General features: G+C 67.3%; 10 protein-coding genes. 3 read left to right on the forward strand and 7 right to left on the reverse strand.

Features of this window, described 5'->3' with window-relative positions; genetic code table 11:
* Positions 1 to 156: 156 nt before the first annotated feature.
* Positions 157 to 1,110 (reverse strand): Bug family tripartite tricarboxylate transporter substrate binding protein, encoded by a 954-nt coding sequence (locus EEB15_RS27825; protein ID WP_141513227.1) that lies wholly within the window; start codon positions 1,108 to 1,110, stop codon positions 157 to 159.
* Between the two features lie 103 nt (positions 1,111 to 1,213).
* On the opposite strand from EEB15_RS27825, the gene EEB15_RS27830 reads away from it, so the two are divergent.
* Positions 1,214 to 2,194, forward strand: a complete 981-nt coding sequence (locus EEB15_RS27830; protein ID WP_141513228.1) for an amidohydrolase family protein — start codon at positions 1,214 to 1,216, stop codon at positions 2,192 to 2,194.
* A 4-nt stretch (positions 2,195 to 2,198) separates the two neighbouring features.
* On the opposite strand, the gene EEB15_RS27835 is transcribed toward EEB15_RS27830, so the two are convergent.
* Positions 2,199 to 3,905 carry an MASE4 domain-containing protein gene (locus EEB15_RS27835; protein WP_158290258.1) on the reverse strand — a complete coding sequence of 569 codons (1,707 nt, stop codon included), beginning with the start codon at positions 3,903 to 3,905 and terminating at the stop codon, positions 2,199 to 2,201.
* 238 nt (positions 3,906 to 4,143) lie between these two features.
* Here EEB15_RS27835 and EEB15_RS27840 point away from each other — a divergent pair, with 238 nt between their 5' ends.
* On the forward strand, positions 4,144 to 5,181 hold the full coding sequence (locus EEB15_RS27840) for a VWA domain-containing protein (protein WP_141513230.1): 1,038 nt from the start codon (positions 4,144 to 4,146) through the stop codon (positions 5,179 to 5,181).
* A 27-nt stretch (positions 5,182 to 5,208) separates the two neighbouring features.
* On the opposite strand, the gene EEB15_RS27845 is transcribed toward EEB15_RS27840, so the two are convergent.
* On the reverse strand, positions 5,209 to 6,135 hold the full coding sequence (locus EEB15_RS27845) for a LysR family transcriptional regulator (RefSeq protein WP_141513231.1): 927 nt from the start codon (positions 6,133 to 6,135) through the stop codon (positions 5,209 to 5,211).
* A gap of 71 nt (positions 6,136 to 6,206) precedes the next feature.
* Here EEB15_RS27845 and EEB15_RS27850 point away from each other — a divergent pair, with 71 nt between their 5' ends.
* Positions 6,207 to 7,874, forward strand: coding sequence for a GMC family oxidoreductase (locus tag EEB15_RS27850; RefSeq protein WP_141513232.1), 1,668 nt, complete (start codon positions 6,207 to 6,209; stop codon positions 7,872 to 7,874).
* A gap of 34 nt (positions 7,875 to 7,908) precedes the next feature.
* Here EEB15_RS27850 and EEB15_RS27855 read toward each other — a convergent pair whose 3' ends face one another.
* From EEB15_RS27855 to EEB15_RS27870, 4 genes are all read right to left on the reverse strand, one after another.
* Positions 7,909 to 8,973 carry a porin gene (locus EEB15_RS27855; protein ID WP_141513233.1) on the reverse strand — a complete coding sequence of 355 codons (1,065 nt, stop codon included), beginning with the start codon at positions 8,971 to 8,973 and terminating at the stop codon, positions 7,909 to 7,911.
* 212 nt (positions 8,974 to 9,185) lie between these two features.
* On the reverse strand, positions 9,186 to 10,715 hold the full coding sequence (locus EEB15_RS27860) for a tetratricopeptide repeat protein (protein WP_141513234.1): 1,530 nt from the start codon (positions 10,713 to 10,715) through the stop codon (positions 9,186 to 9,188).
* 46 nt (positions 10,716 to 10,761) lie between these two features.
* Positions 10,762 to 11,946: an ABC transporter substrate-binding protein gene (locus EEB15_RS27865; RefSeq protein ID WP_141513235.1), complete on the reverse strand. Its 1,185-nt coding sequence runs from the start codon at positions 11,944 to 11,946 to the stop codon at positions 10,762 to 10,764.
* Positions 11,947 to 11,987: 41 nt separating this feature from the next.
* On the reverse strand, positions 11,988 to 16,679 hold the full coding sequence (locus EEB15_RS27870) for an RICIN domain-containing protein (RefSeq protein WP_141513236.1): 4,692 nt from the start codon (positions 16,677 to 16,679) through the stop codon (positions 11,988 to 11,990).
* Positions 16,680 to 16,708 lie beyond the last annotated feature (29 nt).

Below are 16,708 nucleotides of genomic sequence, written 5' to 3' on the forward strand. Positions count from 1 at the left end.
GGTGGGGCACTCTGCGCTGCGAATGTCCCCCGTCGCGGCAAGCCGCTCCCTCCTCCTTTATTTCGCTGCGCAGAGTGCCCCACCACCCCGATCCGGGAAGGCTGTTGGTATTCGGCCGTTGCGCGCCGATGAGATCAGATCCGGCGTGACAACCCCCTACTCCGCCTTGAACCCCGACGCCTTGATCGGCGTTTCCCACTTCTTCAGGTGCTCGGCCTGGGTGGCTCCCAACTGCGGCCCCGGCGCGTGGTTGGGCACCAGGCCGTAGGCATAGATGCGCTCCTGAATCTCCGGCGCCTTCAGCGCGTCGGCGACCGCGCGGTCGATGCGCGCGACGACGTCGGCCGGCATGCCCGGGGGGCCGTACAGACCGAAGAACGCATCGGCCGTGCTGTTGATGCCCTGCTCTTTCAACGTCGGCACATCCGGCAGCGCGCGATTGCGCGCTTCGCCCGTCACCGCCAGGATGCGCACCTTGCCCGCCTTGTGGTGCTCCAGCGTCTCCGACGCCGTGTCGACCATCAGCGGGACCTGCCCGCCGATCAGGTCCTGCGCGGCGGGCGCGCCGCCCTTGTACGCGATGTGCGTGAGCGGAACCCCAGCGGCCTGGCTCAAGAGCATCCCCGCGAAATGCGGCACCGTGCCCGCGCCGGACGTGGCGTAGTTGGCCTTGGTGGGGTTGGCTTTCATCCAGGCCAGCACCGACTTGAGATCGCCGGCCGGTGCGCCCGGTCCCGCCGTCACCGCGAAGTCGAACGTGACGATGCGCGAGACCGGCGTGAAGTCCTTGATCGGGTCGTACGGCAGGTTGTTGTAGAGCCAGGGCGCGATCACCATCGCGCCGCTGGGCGACAGCACCAGGTTCTGCCCATCGGGCGGCATGCGCTTGAGCTCGCCGAGGATGAGGCGGCCCGCGGCGCCCGGCTTGTTGTCGACCACGACGTTCTGGCCGAGCGAGACTTTCATTTTTTCGGCGAGCACGCGGGCGATGGTGTCGGCCGAGCCCCCGGGCGGGAAACCGATCCAGATTTTCATCGTTCGCTCTTGCGCCAGCACGGCGGGAGCGGCGAGCGTGGCCGCGGCGAGGGCGGCGAATTGGCGGCGTTTCATGAGCGGCTCCTTCGGTAATCGGGTAAATTTATCGGATGCATGCTAACTCGCCATCAGGGCGGACCCGTGCGGAGACAAAAGTACCACAACAGGAGAAGTACGCATGACGGTCATCGATGTCCACACCCACATGTTCACCACCCAGTGGCTCGAACTGCTCAAGAAGGAAGGCGGCCAGTACAACATCCAGACGCGCCCGGACGGGCAGCAGGAAATCTTCCGCGGCAACACCCCGGTCGTGCTGCCGCAGAAAGGCCATTTCGACTGGGCCCTGCGCATCAAGCACATGGACGAGGCCGGCGTCGATGTTTCCGTGGTCTCGCTCACCTGCCCCAACGTGTACTGGGGCGGCGAGGAAGTGAGCTGCCGCGCGGCGGCTGAAGCCAACGACAACGTGGCGCAGGCGCAAGGGAAGTACCCCGACCGCATTCGCTGGTTCGCGTCCTTGCCATGGGAGTACCCGCAGCGCGCCATCGAGGAGCTGAACCGCAGCTGCGTTCAAGGCGCCGTGGGCGTGATGGTGCTGGCCAATGTGGCGGGCAAGAGCCTCACCGACCCGATGTTCGCGCCGATCTGGGCCGAAATCGACAAGCGCTCCCTGCCGGTGCTCGTGCACCCCACGGACCCACCGGGCGTCGACCTGATGGACATGGCCAAGTTCGACTTGAGCTGGTCCGTCGGCTTCATGTTCGACACCACGCTCGCGATCACGCGGATGATCTTCGAAGGCTTCTTCGACCAGTACCCGAACATGAAGGTCATCGCCTCGCACGGCGGCGGCACCCTGCCCTACCTGGTCGGGCGTTTTGAAAAGGGCGATGAGGTGGAGCTGCCTTCTCGCCGCCAGATGAAGCGCAAGCCCGCCGACTACCTGCGCCACATCTATTACGACAGCATCACCTACGACGTGCGCAGCTTGAAGTACCTGATCGAGATCGTCGGCCCCGAGCACGTGATGTTCGGCACGGACTGGCCGCATTGGGTGCACGACACGAAGGGCGCGTTTACGAACACCGCGCGGTTGCCCGAAGCGCAGATGCAAGCGGTGCGCTCCGGGAATGCGGTGAGGGTGTTCGGGTTCTAGCGGGTCAGGGAAGGCTCTCGGCCGGCGGAAAGACGAGGGTGAACGTCGCGCCTTCACCCGGCGCCGCCTCGACCTGCACGTTACCGCCATGCCGCTCCATGATGCGCCTGACGTTGGCCAGTCCCATGCCGGTCCCCTCGAAGGCAGCAACGGTGTGCAGGCGCTCGAACGGCCGGAACAGCCGGCCGGCCTGCGCCATGTCGAAACCGATCCCGTTGTCGCTGATGCGGACCCGGCTGCCGCCCGCAGGATCGGCTTCGCCCTCGACCCGGATCTGCGGCTGCTCGCGCCCCCGGCTGTACTTCACTGCGTTGGAGAGCAGGTTGACCAGCGCGAGCAGCAGCAGCGAAGGATCGCCGCGCACGGTCGGCAGCGGGCCGATCACCCACGCGACCGGGGCGCCGGTATCGGTGGCCAAGGTGTTTCGCGCTTCCTGCAGCAGCAGATTCAAGTCCACCGCTTCCGCGTCGATTTCTTTCTGGCCGAGCCGGGCGAACTCGAGCAAGCTGCGGATCATGCGATGCGCCGTACTGGCGGCGCCGATGATGCGTTCCAGGTGCGACGCGTCCTTCTCCCCGATCAGGTGACCGCTTTGACGCTGGATCACCTGGGCGAACGCGCCGATGGTGACGATCGGCTGCTGCAGGTCATGCGCCAGCCCACCGGCGAAAGCGTCCAGGTCGCGATTGGCGGCTTCCAGCTTGGTACTGAGGCGCTGCAGATCTTCGGCGCGGCGCCGCTGGGCCTCGTTGGCTTCGACCAGCCGCGCGTACAGCATGCTGTTTTCGAGCAAGAGCACGGCCAGGATGAAGCTGCTCGCCACAAGCCCGTACACGCGCCCGATGTACCACCCCAGGTCGTAGCGCGCATGGTTGAAAACCGAGGCCAGCGCCGAGTCCGCGGCCCACACGCACAACACCACCATCAGCCACAGGTCGATGACCGAGTGGGGGCGGCGCCACGCGAGCAGCGCGAACGCGGCGAGGCACACCAGCCATGTGAGGGTTGCCACCGCCGCCTTCGCCTGCGCGTCCATGTGGCCCGCCATCAGCGGCAATTGCAGCGATGTCCAGCGGGCGACCGCGACGCATGCCACCGCGACCGCCAATGTGAGCCCGATCCCCACCGCCAGCTCGACCATGGCCCTGGCGCTGGACACCGGGCGCGCGTGATGACCGCGTCCCGTCAGCAGCGTGTAGCCCATGACGAGCAGCGGAAACCCGGCGTGCCAGAGAAAGTAGAGCCAGGCGGTGGTCTGCCCGCCGCCCATCAGCCCGCCGGGCGCGAACAAGCCGGGGAAGCTGAGGGCATGCGCAACGGCCATGAGCGCGCTGAACAGGTAGGCGCAAGCCAGCACGAGGAGTCCGCGGAACCTCAGGATCGTGTATTGCCCGAGCAGCAGCGTCATCGTGATCATGTCGACGACGATCAAGGCCGACTGGTAGATGGGCAGGAAGGCCGGCACTTGCGGCCAGGGGACCTTTGCGGATGGAGCCAACGCGAGAAACAGGGCCACGGAAAGAAGCCCCACGGCCCACGCGGCGTACCACTGGCTGCGGCCGGGACTCAGGGTGGAGAGGAAGGGGGACCGGCTGCTTGCGACGTAGCCCTGGTCCACGCGCCGCGCGTCGAACGCATACGCAGCGTCGTGGCCGCGATCACCGGTGTCGGACCGCCACGCGAGGCTCTCAAGTGCTCGTTGAGCTTCCATACTTCCTCCCTCGAGGCGCGGCAAATGCCCGCTCGTGAAATATACGCGGGTTAGGGCTTGCAGAGAAGCGACACGTGGAAGCAACGCGCGGCTATCGCGACTCGCCCGAGGCAACCACGCGGGCTGAAAGAAGATGTCTAGTATTTTTGGCGTATGTACCGCGCTTGCTTCATTGAGATAAGCTGTCCGGTGAACGACCTGCCCATGCGATGAGAAAGCCCAGTTCGAGGCGCTGACCATGTTTTTCTTGTGGCCGCAATATCTTTGGTTGCTGGTGGCTCTGCCCCTGCTGCCATTGCTGTACCTGTGGCTGCTGCGCCGGCGGGGTAAGCCCGCTGTGCGTTACAGCAGCCTGGGCGTCGTGCGGGCCGCTGTAGCTGGAACGCACTGGCGGCGGCACGTGCCGCCCGCACTGGTGCTGCTCGCATGTTCAGTGCTGCTGGTTGCGGCCGCGCGGCCCGCCGCGCAGGTGACGCTGCCCTGGGCGCGGGCGACGATCATGCTGTCCATCGACGTGTCGCTCAGCATGCGCGTCACCGACGTCAAGCCGACGCGGCTGGTGGCGGCACAAGACGCGGCGAAACTGTTCCTGCGCGACCTCCCCAGGAACATCGAGGTGGGGCTGGTCACTTTCGCCGGCAGCAGCCAGATCGCGCAGCGCGCCACGCTGGACCGCGCCCTGCTCGTCGAGGCCATCAACGGCTTCCAGATGCAGATGGGAACGGCCGTCGGCAGTTCGATCGTCCAGTGCCTGGCCGAGCTGTTTCCCGATCACGGCATCGACGTGGGCGACATGGTGTTCGGCAGCAAGCGGCAAGGGCGCAGCCTGGACGACAGGGCCAAGCCACCGCCCAAGCAGATCGAACCGGTGGCGCCGGGTTCGTACAACTCGGCCGCCATCATTCTCCTGAGCGACGGCCGCCGCACCACCGGCATCGACACGCTGGTGGCGGCAAAGATGGCGGCCGACCGCGGCGTGCGCATTTACGTCGTAGGACTGGGAACAGTCGATGGCGAAGCCTTCTCCGCCGAAGGCATGCCGATGTACCTGCGGCTGGACGAGCCGACGCTGCGCGAAGTGGCGCGCATGACCGGCGGTGAATACCACCATGCCGACACGGCGGAGAGATTGCGCAGCGTGTATGAGACGCTCGGCTCGCGCCTGCAGGTGCAGACGCGCGAGACCGAGCTCGCGGGGCCCCTCGCATTGATCGCGGCACTGCTGGCGGGCGCGGCTGCAGTGCTGTCGCTGATCTGGTTCCGGCGCATCGCGTAAGCAATCAGACGACGGGCGAAGGCGGACTCATCGCCCCCAGGCCCGGCCGATGGCCGAAAGCGCGGCCTCCACGACCGGCGACCGGGGCGCCGCTGCGCGCGCGATGAAGCAAAGCGAGGTCGGCAGCGCGACGCGGTCCGCGATCACCAGCCCCTCCGCCTGGCTGAGCTGGATGGCCGTCGCATCACGCGCCAGTGCCAGGCCCACGCCGGAGCGCACGAGCGCCAGCATCGACACCTCCTGGTCCACCAACGACACGCCGCGCTGCTTCAAGCCCAGCGGCTCGAGCGTCGCCGCGAGCAGCCGGGCGTGAACGGAGTCCGGGGGTGTGACGATCCAGGGCAACGCCATCAGCCCGGCCCAGTCCTGGCCGTGCACGCGCGATTCCCAGCCACGCGGGGCGATCACGCGGTAGGTGAAACGCGTCAGCACTTCGCTGTGCAGTTTCACGGCCTTCGCCTCGCCGCGCAGCGCGGCCGCGTCAGCCACCGGATCACCGACGTAGTAGCCGACGTCGATCTCACGCGCGAGCAGCCGCTCCAGCGTGTTGCCGCTCATCCCGTGGCGCAGCTCCGGACGGATCTCGGGCGCCTGCGCAACCAGCTCCTGCAGGAACGCCCCGAGCCGGGTGAACTCCGGGTCAAGGATCGTGCCGATGCGCAGCTTGCCGCGCACCCGTGCGGTGAGGCGCTGGGCCGCCACCGAAAAGTCGGCGAGCCCTTCGAGCGCCCGCTCCGCGTGCGGAAGGAGCGCCAGCCCGTCGGGCGTAAGCGCCACGCCGGCGGATTCACGTGTGAACAGCTCCAGTTGAAGCAGGCTCTGCAGCTCCTTCAGCTGCAGGCTGACCGCCGGCTGGCTGAGGAACAATTTTTCCGCCGCGCGCGACACGTTGCGCTCGCGCGCGACGGTGACGAAGGTGTGCAGCAGGCGGGTGTCGAGGGGGCGGGACGTCATTTGCGCAGCTTATATCACCCGGGCCCGATCTCATTGGACCGGGCAGCGCGGCGGGCCTAGATTCGCTGGCCATGAGCACCCTCCCCGCATCTCCCTGCCTCGAAGTCGACTACATCATCGTGGGCGGCGGTTCCGCCGGCGCACTGCTGGCGAATCGCCTCAGCGCCGATCCGGAATGCAGCGTCCTTCTTCTCGAAGCGGGCGGGGCCGACACCTATCCCTGGATCCACATTCCGGTGGGCTACCTGTACTGCATCGACAACCCGCGCACGGACTGGCGCTTCCGCACCGAGCCCGACGCGGGCCTCAACGGCCGCTCGTTGCTGTACCCGCGCGGCAAGGTGCTGGGCGGCTGTTCCAGCATCAACGGCATGCTCTACATGCGGGGCCAGGCGCGCGACTACGACGCCTGGGCGGCCCTGACCGGCGAGCGCGAATGGGACTGGGCGCACGCCCTGCCGGACTTCATGTGCCACGAGAACCACCACCGCGCCCGCGCGGCGGGCGAAGCCGATGCGACCCTTCGCGGTGCCCATGGCGCGGGCGGTGAGTGGCGCGTGGAAAAGCAGCGGCTGCGCTGGGACTTGCTCGACGCTTTCGCGCGCGCCGCGCAGCAGGCTGGTGTGCCGGCGACGGAAGACTTCAACCGCGGCGACAACGAAGGCGTCGGCTATTACGAGGTGAACCAGAAGGATGGCTGGCGCTGGAACACATCCAAGGCTTTCCTGCGCCCGGTGCGGCACAGGCGCAACCTGCGCGTCCTGACCCACGCGCGCGTGTCGCGCCTGCTGATCGCGAACAGCGCGGGGACAGGTCCTGTGTGCCAGGGCGTCGAAGCGGTGGTGGGCCAGGAGCAGCTGCAGGCCCGGGCAAAACGGGAAGTGATTCTTGCCGCGGGCGCCATCGGCACACCGCAGCTGCTCCAGCTGTCCGGCATCGGCCCGGGCGCGCTCCTGCAGCGCCACGGCATCCCGGTGGTGCGCGAATTGCGTGGCGTTGGCGGCAACCTGCAGGACCACTTGCAGGTGCGCGCCGTCTTCAAGGTGCAAGGCGCCAAGACCCTCAACACCATTGCCAACAGCTGGTGGGGCAAGGCGATGATCGGTGCGGAATACGCGCTGCGCCGCACCGGCCCCATGAGCATGGCGCCTTCGCAGCTGTGCGCCATCACGCGCAGCGACCCCGCGCAGCCGCACGCCAACATTCAATACCACGTACAGCCGCTCAGCCTGCCCGCGTTCGGCAAGCCACTGCACGGCTTCCCGGCGTTCACGGCCAGCGTGTGCAATCTGAACCCGAGCAGCCGCGGCACGGTGACCATCCGCGGCGCCGACCCGGACCTCGCGCCCGCGATCGCGCCCAACTACCTGAGCACGACAGAGGACCGTCAGGTGGCCGCCGACTCGCTGCGGGTCACGCGACGCATCGTCGCGCAGCCCGCGCTGGCCCCGTACAAGCCGGCGGAATTCCTGCCAGGTGCGCACTTCGAGTCCGACGACGACCTAGCCCGGCTGGCGGGCGACATCGCAACCACCATCTTCCACCCGGTAGGCACAGCGCGCATGGGCCGCGCGAGCGATGCCGATGCGGTGGTCGATCCGCACCTGCGTGTGATCGGCGTTCGCAACCTGCGCGTGGTGGACGCCAGCGTGATGCCAACGATCACCAGCGGCAACACCAACAGCCCGACTCTCATGGTCGCGGAGAAAGCGGCCCGCTGGATTCTGGCGGGCCGCTAACGGGAAGCTGACGGGAAGGGCTTTCGCCCGGCTTTTAGAAGCTGTGGCGCACGCCGAATTCGTAGCCGTTCGACGAACCGTTGGGCGCCGTCACCGCGCCATTGAGCGACTGCGCGGCGCCGCCGCTGTTGGCGACGTGCGCGAACGTTCCGTAGAGCGCAGTCCGCTTGCTCAGGTTGTGCACGTAGCCCAGCGCCAGTTTCTTGGTGGTGGGATTGCCGGCCGAGTCGAGCTTGTAGCGCGAGTACGAAGCGCGGATCACGCCGGCGCCGACCGGCACGTGCGTGCCGACCAGGTAGCCGTTGCCATCCACGGCGCCGATGCTGTCGCTGGCGTAGTGCGCCATGACTTTCGCCGCGCCGAAGTCCCACGAACCGCCGACGTTGTTCTGGCGGACGTCACCACTCAGGTATGAGGTGCGGCTGACGGCGAGGGCGACGTCGAACGGGCCGCTGCCGAAGCCAACCAGCGCACCGGTGCCACGGCCGTCGCTCGAGTTGGCGGCGCTGCTGGGGTTCTCGCCCATGTAGTGCTGCACGGTGCCGTAGAAGCCGCTGCCGTGGCCCCAGCCGTTCGTGTTGTACAGATAGGCGATGGAGTTCGATGCGCGCACGTAGGTCGGCATGCCGCCGATGGGCGACATCAAGGTCTGCGTGGTACCGACGCCGTCGGTGCCGAACGCGTCGAAGATACTGACGATGCGGAACTGCGGCGTGTAGTCGCGCCCGAAGCGCAGCTCGCCCCAGCTGCCCGCCAGGCTCACCGTGGACTGCCGGTTGAAGGTCAGCCCGCCGCCGCCCGAGCCGCCCGACGGCTGGTTGTTGGTGCTGGTTCCCTGGCCCGAGCCATCGTCGTTGTTGAGGCCGGCCTCGAGAACGAACGATGCGGACATACCGCCGCCCAGGTCTTCGACACCGCGAAAGCCGATGGCCGAAGCGTTGTAGCCGGAGCTCTTGAGCTGCGTCATGCTGGAAACGCTGCCGGTGCCGCGCGCCAGTGCCGCGTCCACCCGGCCATACAGCGTGACGGAAGATTGTGCGCATGCTGCGCCGGCTGCGAGTGCCGCGATGCCGGCGAGTGCGATCTTTGTGCGATTCATGAAAACTGTCTCTCCAAGTATGTGTTGTGAAGCAGCGTCCACCGTGAACGCCGCAATTCATTGCACCGCGCCCGCGCGTTGGAGAAAAGAACATCCGGGGAACAAACAGGCGCCAGACATGCGTGCAGTTGCGACGCTGCGACGCGAGGCCTTCGACCGCAATGAAAGCAGCGAGCGAGCACGCTTTTTGTTGCGGCCCGCGCGCGCCCATCTCAGCACTCGCCGAGCATCTCCTTGAGCAGCGGACCGGCGCGCGCGGCCCAGTGCCGGCCGAAGCCATAGTGGGACCACGACCGGCCAATCTCCGCGGCGAAGAACCGTTCCTCGGGGATGGCCAGCGCCTCGAATACCTGCCGCTGCACCTTGGCCTTTTGCGAGGCGGCGGAGCCCAGCGTGCGTTCGGCGTCGAAGAACGAGGCCGCCCGCTGCAGTTCCGTCTTCATGGACTCCTGCAACGCGGGGACCAGCCGGCCTTTCGGGTTTTCGGTGTACGTGCCCGGAATGAGCAGGCCCCATGCGCGGATGTCGCGCCGCGCGTTGAAGTTGAGCGCCTCCCTGCGCGTCAAGTGGAACGCGCGTGCGAGCGTGAGCCGCGCTGCCAGCTCCGCATCCATCGCGCGCACCTTCTCCACGATCGAACTTTCGATCGCGGCGGGCAACGCCGGCAGCGGCAGCACCAGCGTCTGCAACAGTTCACGGGCCGGGCGATCGCCGCGCTCGGCCGCGCGAGTCAGCCAATGCACACCCCGCTCGGCTTTCTCCAGCGACGTCGCCTCCTTCAGCAGGAAGGCGCCCAGCTTTCGCTGGGCCTGCACGACGCCCGCGTGCGCCGCCTTCTCCAGGAAGAATCGCGCCGCCTCCTGGTTGCCGGCAACGCTGCGGCAATCCGCGGCCACCTCGTAGAGACGGTGCCAGGCTTCGGGCTGCCCCGCATCCGCCGCGCGCAACAGCAGCGCCGTCGCGCGCCGGAGGTTCTTCTGCGCCACCAGCGCGTGCGGCAGCAGGCACCCATAGGCCATGCCGGCCAGTGCACATCCAAGAACATACTGCGCTTGCACGTCCGCATGCTCGCTGCGGAAAGACAGGCTCGACTCCACCAGTTCGACAGGCAGGTCGAGCGCGCAGTTGGCGTTGCTTTCGCTGCCGCTGTTGCTCGCCAGGTGAACGAACGATAAGACTATCTCCGCAGTCGCCGCGTCCAGCACCGGCGGTGCCGTGAGCGCGGCGTACCCCTTCAGGCAATAGCGGGCGCCTTGCACATCCGCGAGCCGCAGCGCTTGGCGCGCGCCGGCCAGCATCACCTCGCGCGTGTCGAGCAATTCGCGCGGAATGCGCGAGTCGAGCGTCTTTGCGAATGTTTTCGCGTCTTCGACACCTGCTGTCTCGGTGTCCGGGAAATGTCCGGAGCGTTCGAGCCATTGCCGCGCCTCAGCGCACTCGGATCGCAGTGCATGCCACACACCCAGCTTCAGCATGGCGGCCTCGCAGCCCAACCGCGCCGCGGCGGCCAGCGTGGCCCTGGCGTCCTGCGCGATGAGCAGCTCCAGCGGCACCATTTCGCCGACCAGCACGATGGCGCACGGAGACTCCCTGATCAGCTCCTGCTGCAGGTACGCAAGGCCCAGCTTGAAGTTCTGCGAGAAGCCGGCTTTCCCGCCGAACAGGCGGGTCGCCATTTCCAAACATGCCTGGGTGTCGCCGCGCCGTGCCGCATCCCTCAGGAAGATGTCATCGCGCCGCATGCGTTCCACCTTGCCCGCGCGCGCGCCCCTTCAGGCCCGTGCGCCTTCACTGCTGCTTCCGCTGCACGAACAGGTTGCGCTTGGCGTCCTCAGGATAGGCAAACGTGACGCCAGCGCCCTTCACCAACCCGACCACCAGCATGTTTTCGGAGATCGCTTCCTTGTCGTCGAGCGAAAAGGGCTTCTCGTAAGTAGCGACGACGCCGTAGTAGATACGCTGGATGTTCTCCAGCGCGTTCTTCACCGCGACACCGCCCAACTCGCCGTCGCGGATGCCCAGCAGCGCATACATCAGCAGGTAGGTTGCGTCGTAAGCCTGCGCCGCCGCCATCGGCACCGGGATCCGTTTGGCGCTGAACTTGCGCACGTAGCCGCTCAGGAAAGCAGCGCGCCGCTCGTTGCTCGGCTCCGCGATGAAGGTCTGCGCCATCAGCGAGCCTTCGGCACCGCCGTACGAGCCGTCGATGTAGTTGGGGAACGACAGCGGCCAGGCGCCCACCTGCGGCACCCGCCACGCCATGGCCTTGCGGCCATTCGCGATCGCGGCGTTCTCCGGGCCCACCGTGTAGCTCAGCACGACGTTGGCGCCCGCGGCCTTCGCCGCCGTGAGTTGCGGCGTGAGGTCCCTCACGCCCAGCTGAAAGCGGGCCACGTACACGGGCTTGATGCCGTGCACCGCGAGCGCCTTCTCCACATCCGCGAGGCCCGCTTCGCCGTAGCCTGTGGTGTCGGCGAAGATCGCCACGCGCTTCCAGCCGCGTTTGAGCACATCGTCGACGATGAACGGCGCCTGGATCGCGTCCCGCGCCGAGGTGCGGAAAATGTAGCTTTGCGGCGAGGGGTATTTCGCCGTGATGGGCGTCCCCGTCGCGCAAGGCACGATCAGCGGCACCTTGCCCTTCTGGAACACGTCGATCGCCTTCATCGCGACGCCGGTGTCGCAGAACCCGATGGCGGCCACGACCTTCTCCGAGACGAGCTCGGTGGCGCTCGCGGCCGCCGTGTCCGGATTGCCGAAATCGTCCTTGATGACGAGCTCCAGCGGGCGCCCCAGGTAGCCGCCGACGGCGTTGATCTCGTCAACGGCCATCTTGATGCCGTTCAGCATCGGGACGCCAACGTCCGCCGAGCCGCCGGTGAAGGGCCCGATGACCCCGACACGAAGCGGCGCCTGCTGGGCGAGCGCGCTTGCGGCCAAGACGGCGGCCGCTACCGCGATGATTCGCTTCATGTGATGGTTCCTTCGGTGGTGCGCCCCAGTCGGCGCGCGTCTCAATTGGTCGGCGCGATGAGGCTCCAGTTCTGGTTGTTGCCTCCGTTGCACGGCCAGGTGATCAGGGCGGTGTCCAGCGCGGTTGCGGAGCCTGGCACGTCCAGGCAGGCGCCGGACGCGCGGTTGCGCAGCGTGGCCCCCGTTTGCGTCCATTGCGTCGTCGTGCCCGCCGTACAGGCCGTCTGGACGACCGGGCCGCCGCTGGTGGCGGTGTTGCTCTGGGCGACGCACAAGCCGCTGTGCTTGGCGACGAACTGGACGTAACCGCCGGAGGAGTTCACCGTGAACTGCTCATTGGTGGCACTGCCGCAAGTCCATTGGATGACGACCGCGCCGGCGGCAGGCGATGCGCCGCGGATGTTGACGCACAGGTTGTTCAGCGCGGAGCGGACCCGCACCAACGGGGGTGGCGTGGCGCCGGGGTTGTCGAGCGAACGCACGTACTCGGCCAGTGCGGTCTGGTCGGCTGACGACAGCGAGGCCGCGTTGCCGTGCGCGGACGTGAACACGTTCTGGACCTGCGCGGCCTGCCCGTTGTGGAAGAACGACGGGTTGCTCCATGTGCCGAACAGCGTGGGCGTGTCGAAGCCGACACCGGCCAGCGGCTGGTTGTTGCCCTTGCCGGACGATGCCTGGATCGTGCCCACGTCGTGCCGCAGGCCGTCCTGCATATTGGCGCCGGTGTGGCAGGTCGCGCACTGTGCCGACGCGAAGAGCTGCTGTCCGCGCACGGCGTTGACGGTGAGGCTGCCGTCCGCGTTGCGGGCCGGGCTGCGCATGTAGCGGTTGAGCGAACCGAGGTAGGCCGCGAGGTCGTCGAGCTCCGCGCTCTTGCCCGCCTTGGCCGCCCCCAGGGGATCGGACGTCGCGGCGAAGTCCGCGTTGCTCATGAACCCGGTTCCGCCGAACGCGCCGCGGATGTCGTTCTCGAAGTCCTGCACCTCGTTGAAGTTGGCGCTCCAGTGCAGGCTGCCGTGCCCCGTTCCCTGGCGGCCCAGCAGGCTGATGGTGCGGCGCAGGCCCTCGCCTCGCTGGGTGAAGTCCCACACCATGCCGTCGTCGCTGCCGTCGGCGTGGCAGCTCGCGCACGACATGTAGTTGTCACGGCTCATGCGGCGGTCGGCGGCGTTGTAGAACATCTGCTTGCCACGCAAGGCGGCGGCGCTGAGCGTCTCCAGCGCCACGGTCGGCACGGTTTGCAGCAACGTGGCCGCGGCGGTCTGGCTTGTCAGCACGCCGGCGACGTCGTGCACCGTCACGTTGCGGTCCAGGAAGTTGTTGACGAACAGGCGCTTGCGCGCTGCGTCCAGGTAGAGGCCGTGCGGCGCCTTGCCCACATCGGTGATTTCGCCACGGATCGCACGGCTGTACGAGTCGACGATGGCAACGCGATTGCCTTCCATCTGGGCGACGAACATGTAGTCGCCGCTGGGCGCGTACAGCACGGCGCGGGCCGGCGCGCGGTCGTCGAAGTCCAGCTGGTCGGCGAACACCTCGGACGCCTGCTGCAGATCGACCTGCGACAGGATGGAGCGCACCGTGCGGTCATGCTCCAGCGGCTGCCCGTCGCGGTTCAGCCCGCGCAGGATGTTGTCCTTTTTCGACGGCAGCGCCGCGCGCTTTCCGCTGGGCGCGATCACCACCTGGCTCAGGTAGTTGGGCACGCCGCGGGCGCGGCTTTCGTCGTCCACCGTGGTGGTGTCGACGCGCAGCGGTATCGTCGAGGCCAGCGAGAGCGACGTCAGGCTCACTTTGTGCAACTGCCCGCCTTGGGCTGTCGACTTGAAGCGCGTGACGTAGGCCGCCTGCGAATCCGCGCTGACGGCCACGCCGCGCACGGCACCGGCCAGCGGCACGGTGCCGGTGCGTGCGCCCGTGGCCGGGTCGAACGTGACGAGCGACGACTTGCTCTCCAGCGTCAGCAGGCCTTTCGACCGGTCGGGCGTGAACACCACGCCGTAGGGCCCGCTGCCGTAGTCGAGCGTCACGGTGGCGGAGAGGCTGCCGTCGACGGCGTTGAGCGCAACCAGCTTGTCGTCGTCCTGCACCGTCACCCAGATGCGCCCGTCGGGGCCCACGGCTAACGTGCGTGGCTCGTTGCCCACGCGCACTTCCCAGCGTTTGGCGAGTGTCTGCGCGTCGATGGATGAGACCGTGCCGCTGTCGGGGTTGACGCTGTAGACGGCGTTGGCGTCGCCGGCGATGTTGGTGGTGTGCGTGGGCGCAGATGCCGTGACGGGCTCGATGACCGTCACCAGGGAGTTGTAGTACGTTTCCAGGCCGCTCGTGCTGCGAACGGTGAGCGTGATGTTGTAGTGGCCGGCCTTGGTGTACGAGTAGCTGGCGCTCGGCGAAGACGAGAATGCGGTGCGCGTGCCGTCGCCGAAATTCCAGCTGTACGTCGCGGTCCCGCTCAAGACCGTGGGGCTGAAGTTCAGCTGGCCGTTCACCAGCTTCGGGTCAGTCCCCAGGCCCGGGTCGCCAACGACGGGCAGCGCGCGCAGCTGCGTCACGTCGGTGTCGCCGAGCACGCGGTTGTACACGCGCACGTCGGCCAGCGTGCCGCGGAAGAAGTCGGCATTGCCCTGGATCTGGCCGAGGAGCTGGAAGCGATTGCCCAGGCCCAGCGCTCCGGTGCGGCCTACCGCGGACGACTTCACTCCGTTCACGTACATGGTCTGCGCGCCGGAGGCGGCGTCGCGCGTCAGCACGATGTGCTGCCAGGCGCCGTTGTTCACGGCCGCCGCCGACTTGAGGCCCGGGTTGTTTGCCGCGACGTCGCCCACGGACAGGTTGATGCGGCCGGTGTTGTCGATCCAGCCCCAGAACACGTCGTCCGCGCCGCCGCTCTGGTCGCGCCCGAAGATGCCGGGCGCCGTCCACGGCACGCTGGTGCCGACCTGGGTGGTCTTCATGTAGAAGCTGAGCGAGGCCGAGCCGCCAAGGGCCGAGGCGACGTTGTCGTCCTTGAGCGCGACACCACCGGTGCGCTGGCTGAAGTTCAGGCCGATGTTCTCGAAGGCATCCGTGGCCGTGGCCGTGCCGTTGTTCTGGCCGATCTGGTCGGCCAGCGTGCGGCCCAGCGTCCAGTAGTGCGCCAGGTTGATGTCGGTCGCGTTGCCGGTGATGAAGGTTGCCTTGTATTCCGTGCCGACGGCGTTGCCGGCATAGTCTTTCATGCCGTTGACGGGCAGCACGACCTCGTAGGTGGTGCTGGGCTGCAGCGGCTGGGCCGGGAAGAAGTTGACGATGCCCAGCTGCACGCTGTACGTACCCGCCAGCGCGTTGCCGCCGACCGGGCGCACGATGAACGTGCTGGTGTTGACGGTCTCGGGCAGGATGCTGTCGGTCATGCCCAAGCCGATGCGCGAAGTCAGCGCCTGCTGGCGCGCGCCATTGGCCGGCGACATCGCCTTGACGACGGGCCGGGTAGTGTCCGGCAGGGTCGAGTGAACCATGAAGGCGCTGCCCGAGCCGTGGTCATTGCCGACGAACAGCAGGTTGCCGAACGGTGCGACTTGACCGTGGTCGGAATGGGATTCGTCTTCCGAACCGGGCGGGAACATGCCGCCGCGGCCCACCTCGACGTGCTGCATCGGGTTGCTGACGTCGATCTTGTGGACCTTGTGCTGTGCGCCCTGGAACACGTAGTCGTCCTGGGTTGCGCAATACAGCTGCTCGTCGACGACGGCCCGGTTGTCACCGGCCACGAACCGGCTGCGATCGGCCAGGTTGTAGCTGAACATGCGCGCGCCAAAGCCGCGTACGGAGCCGTACAGATTCAGCCCATCGAAACAGGTGGCGTAATAGAAGGGCGCTGCGCCGACCGTGTCGAGCACCTTGGGGTTCAGCGGATCGGAAATGTCCAGGCTGGCGATGCCGTCCGTGTTTTCCATCGAGGTCAGCACCAGGTGATTTCCCATCGTGAAGATGGGGCCGATCCGGAACCCGCCCAGCTCGCCGGTGGGCACCGGGTTGGGCTTGCCGGCGCCGCGATTGGCGAGCACCGCATTCGCCGGGTCGCGCGCGTCGATGATGTACATGCCGTCGTTCGCCGAGGCGACATACAGGTAGGGCGCCTGCCACCAGAGCTGCCAGCTCACATTGGCGTAGTCGCCGGCATTGACCGTGGGCAACGCGAGCTTCTTGACCTGGATCACGTTGTTGATGTCGGTGAAGTCCCAGAACTCGACGCCCTTGGTGGTCGCGATCGAGACATAGACCTTGCCGCCGATGGTGGAGGTGCCGAAGGAATGCGCTTCGCGGAACTCCGAGGTCCGCCCCTCGGGTTCGTAGATGCGCTTGACCAGCTGGATCGCCCGTGGGTTGGAGACGTCATACAGCAGGAATCCCCCCGGGCCCGCGCCGCTGTCGGGCGCGAACATCGTGAGGAAGTAGCCGTTGATCATGATGCCCGCGTTCAACCCGAAGGCCTTCCGGCCCGGGTAGGTTTCGGGGGTGCCCTCTTCGTCGCGGCGGATCCAGGAGACAGGCTGGAAGAGTTCGGCCTGGGTGTACGACAGGTTGCCCAGGCCTGGGCCCTGCAAGGGGAACGGCCCGACGGCCAGGGCCGAGACGGCCGTGCTCATCTGGCTCAGCGAGGTGAGCGGACTTTGGCCATTGACCGCGGCGTGGCCCAGCAGCGCGGCGAACAAGAGCCCCAGCACCGAGAACAGTCTTCTGAGTATCATCATTTGTCTCCTGAATCTTTCATGCTCGT

Origin of the sequence: Ramlibacter sp. WS9 (genome assembly GCF_003797765.1) — a bacterium.
Classification (GTDB): Bacteria; Pseudomonadota; Gammaproteobacteria; order Burkholderiales; family Burkholderiaceae_C; genus Ramlibacter.

Bases quoted from the DNA above. Each gene is read 5' to 3' on its own strand.
- EEB15_RS27825 (WP_141513227.1), bottom strand. From the start codon at position 1,110: ATGAAACGCCGCCAATTCGCCGCCCTCGCCGCGGCCACGCTCGCCGCT.
- EEB15_RS27830 (WP_141513228.1), top strand. From the start codon at position 1,214: ATGACGGTCATCGATGTCCACACCCACATGTTCACCACCCAGTGGCTC.
- EEB15_RS27835 (WP_158290258.1), bottom strand. From the start codon at position 3,905: ATGGAAGCTCAACGAGCACTTGAGAGCCTCGCGTGGCGGTCCGACACC.
- EEB15_RS27840 (WP_141513230.1), top strand. From the start codon at position 4,144: ATGTTTTTCTTGTGGCCGCAATATCTTTGGTTGCTGGTGGCTCTGCCC.
- EEB15_RS27845 (WP_141513231.1), bottom strand. From the start codon at position 6,135: ATGACGTCCCGCCCCCTCGACACCCGCCTGCTGCACACCTTCGTCACC.
- EEB15_RS27850 (WP_141513232.1), top strand. From the start codon at position 6,207: ATGAGCACCCTCCCCGCATCTCCCTGCCTCGAAGTCGACTACATCATC.
- EEB15_RS27855 (WP_141513233.1), bottom strand. From the start codon at position 8,973: ATGAATCGCACAAAGATCGCACTCGCCGGCATCGCGGCACTCGCAGCC.
- EEB15_RS27860 (WP_141513234.1), bottom strand. From the start codon at position 10,715: ATGCGGCGCGATGACATCTTCCTGAGGGATGCGGCACGGCGCGGCGAC.
- EEB15_RS27865 (WP_141513235.1), bottom strand. From the start codon at position 11,946: ATGAAGCGAATCATCGCGGTAGCGGCCGCCGTCTTGGCCGCAAGCGCG.
- EEB15_RS27870 (WP_141513236.1), bottom strand. From the start codon at position 16,679: ATGATACTCAGAAGACTGTTCTCGGTGCTGGGGCTCTTGTTCGCCGCG.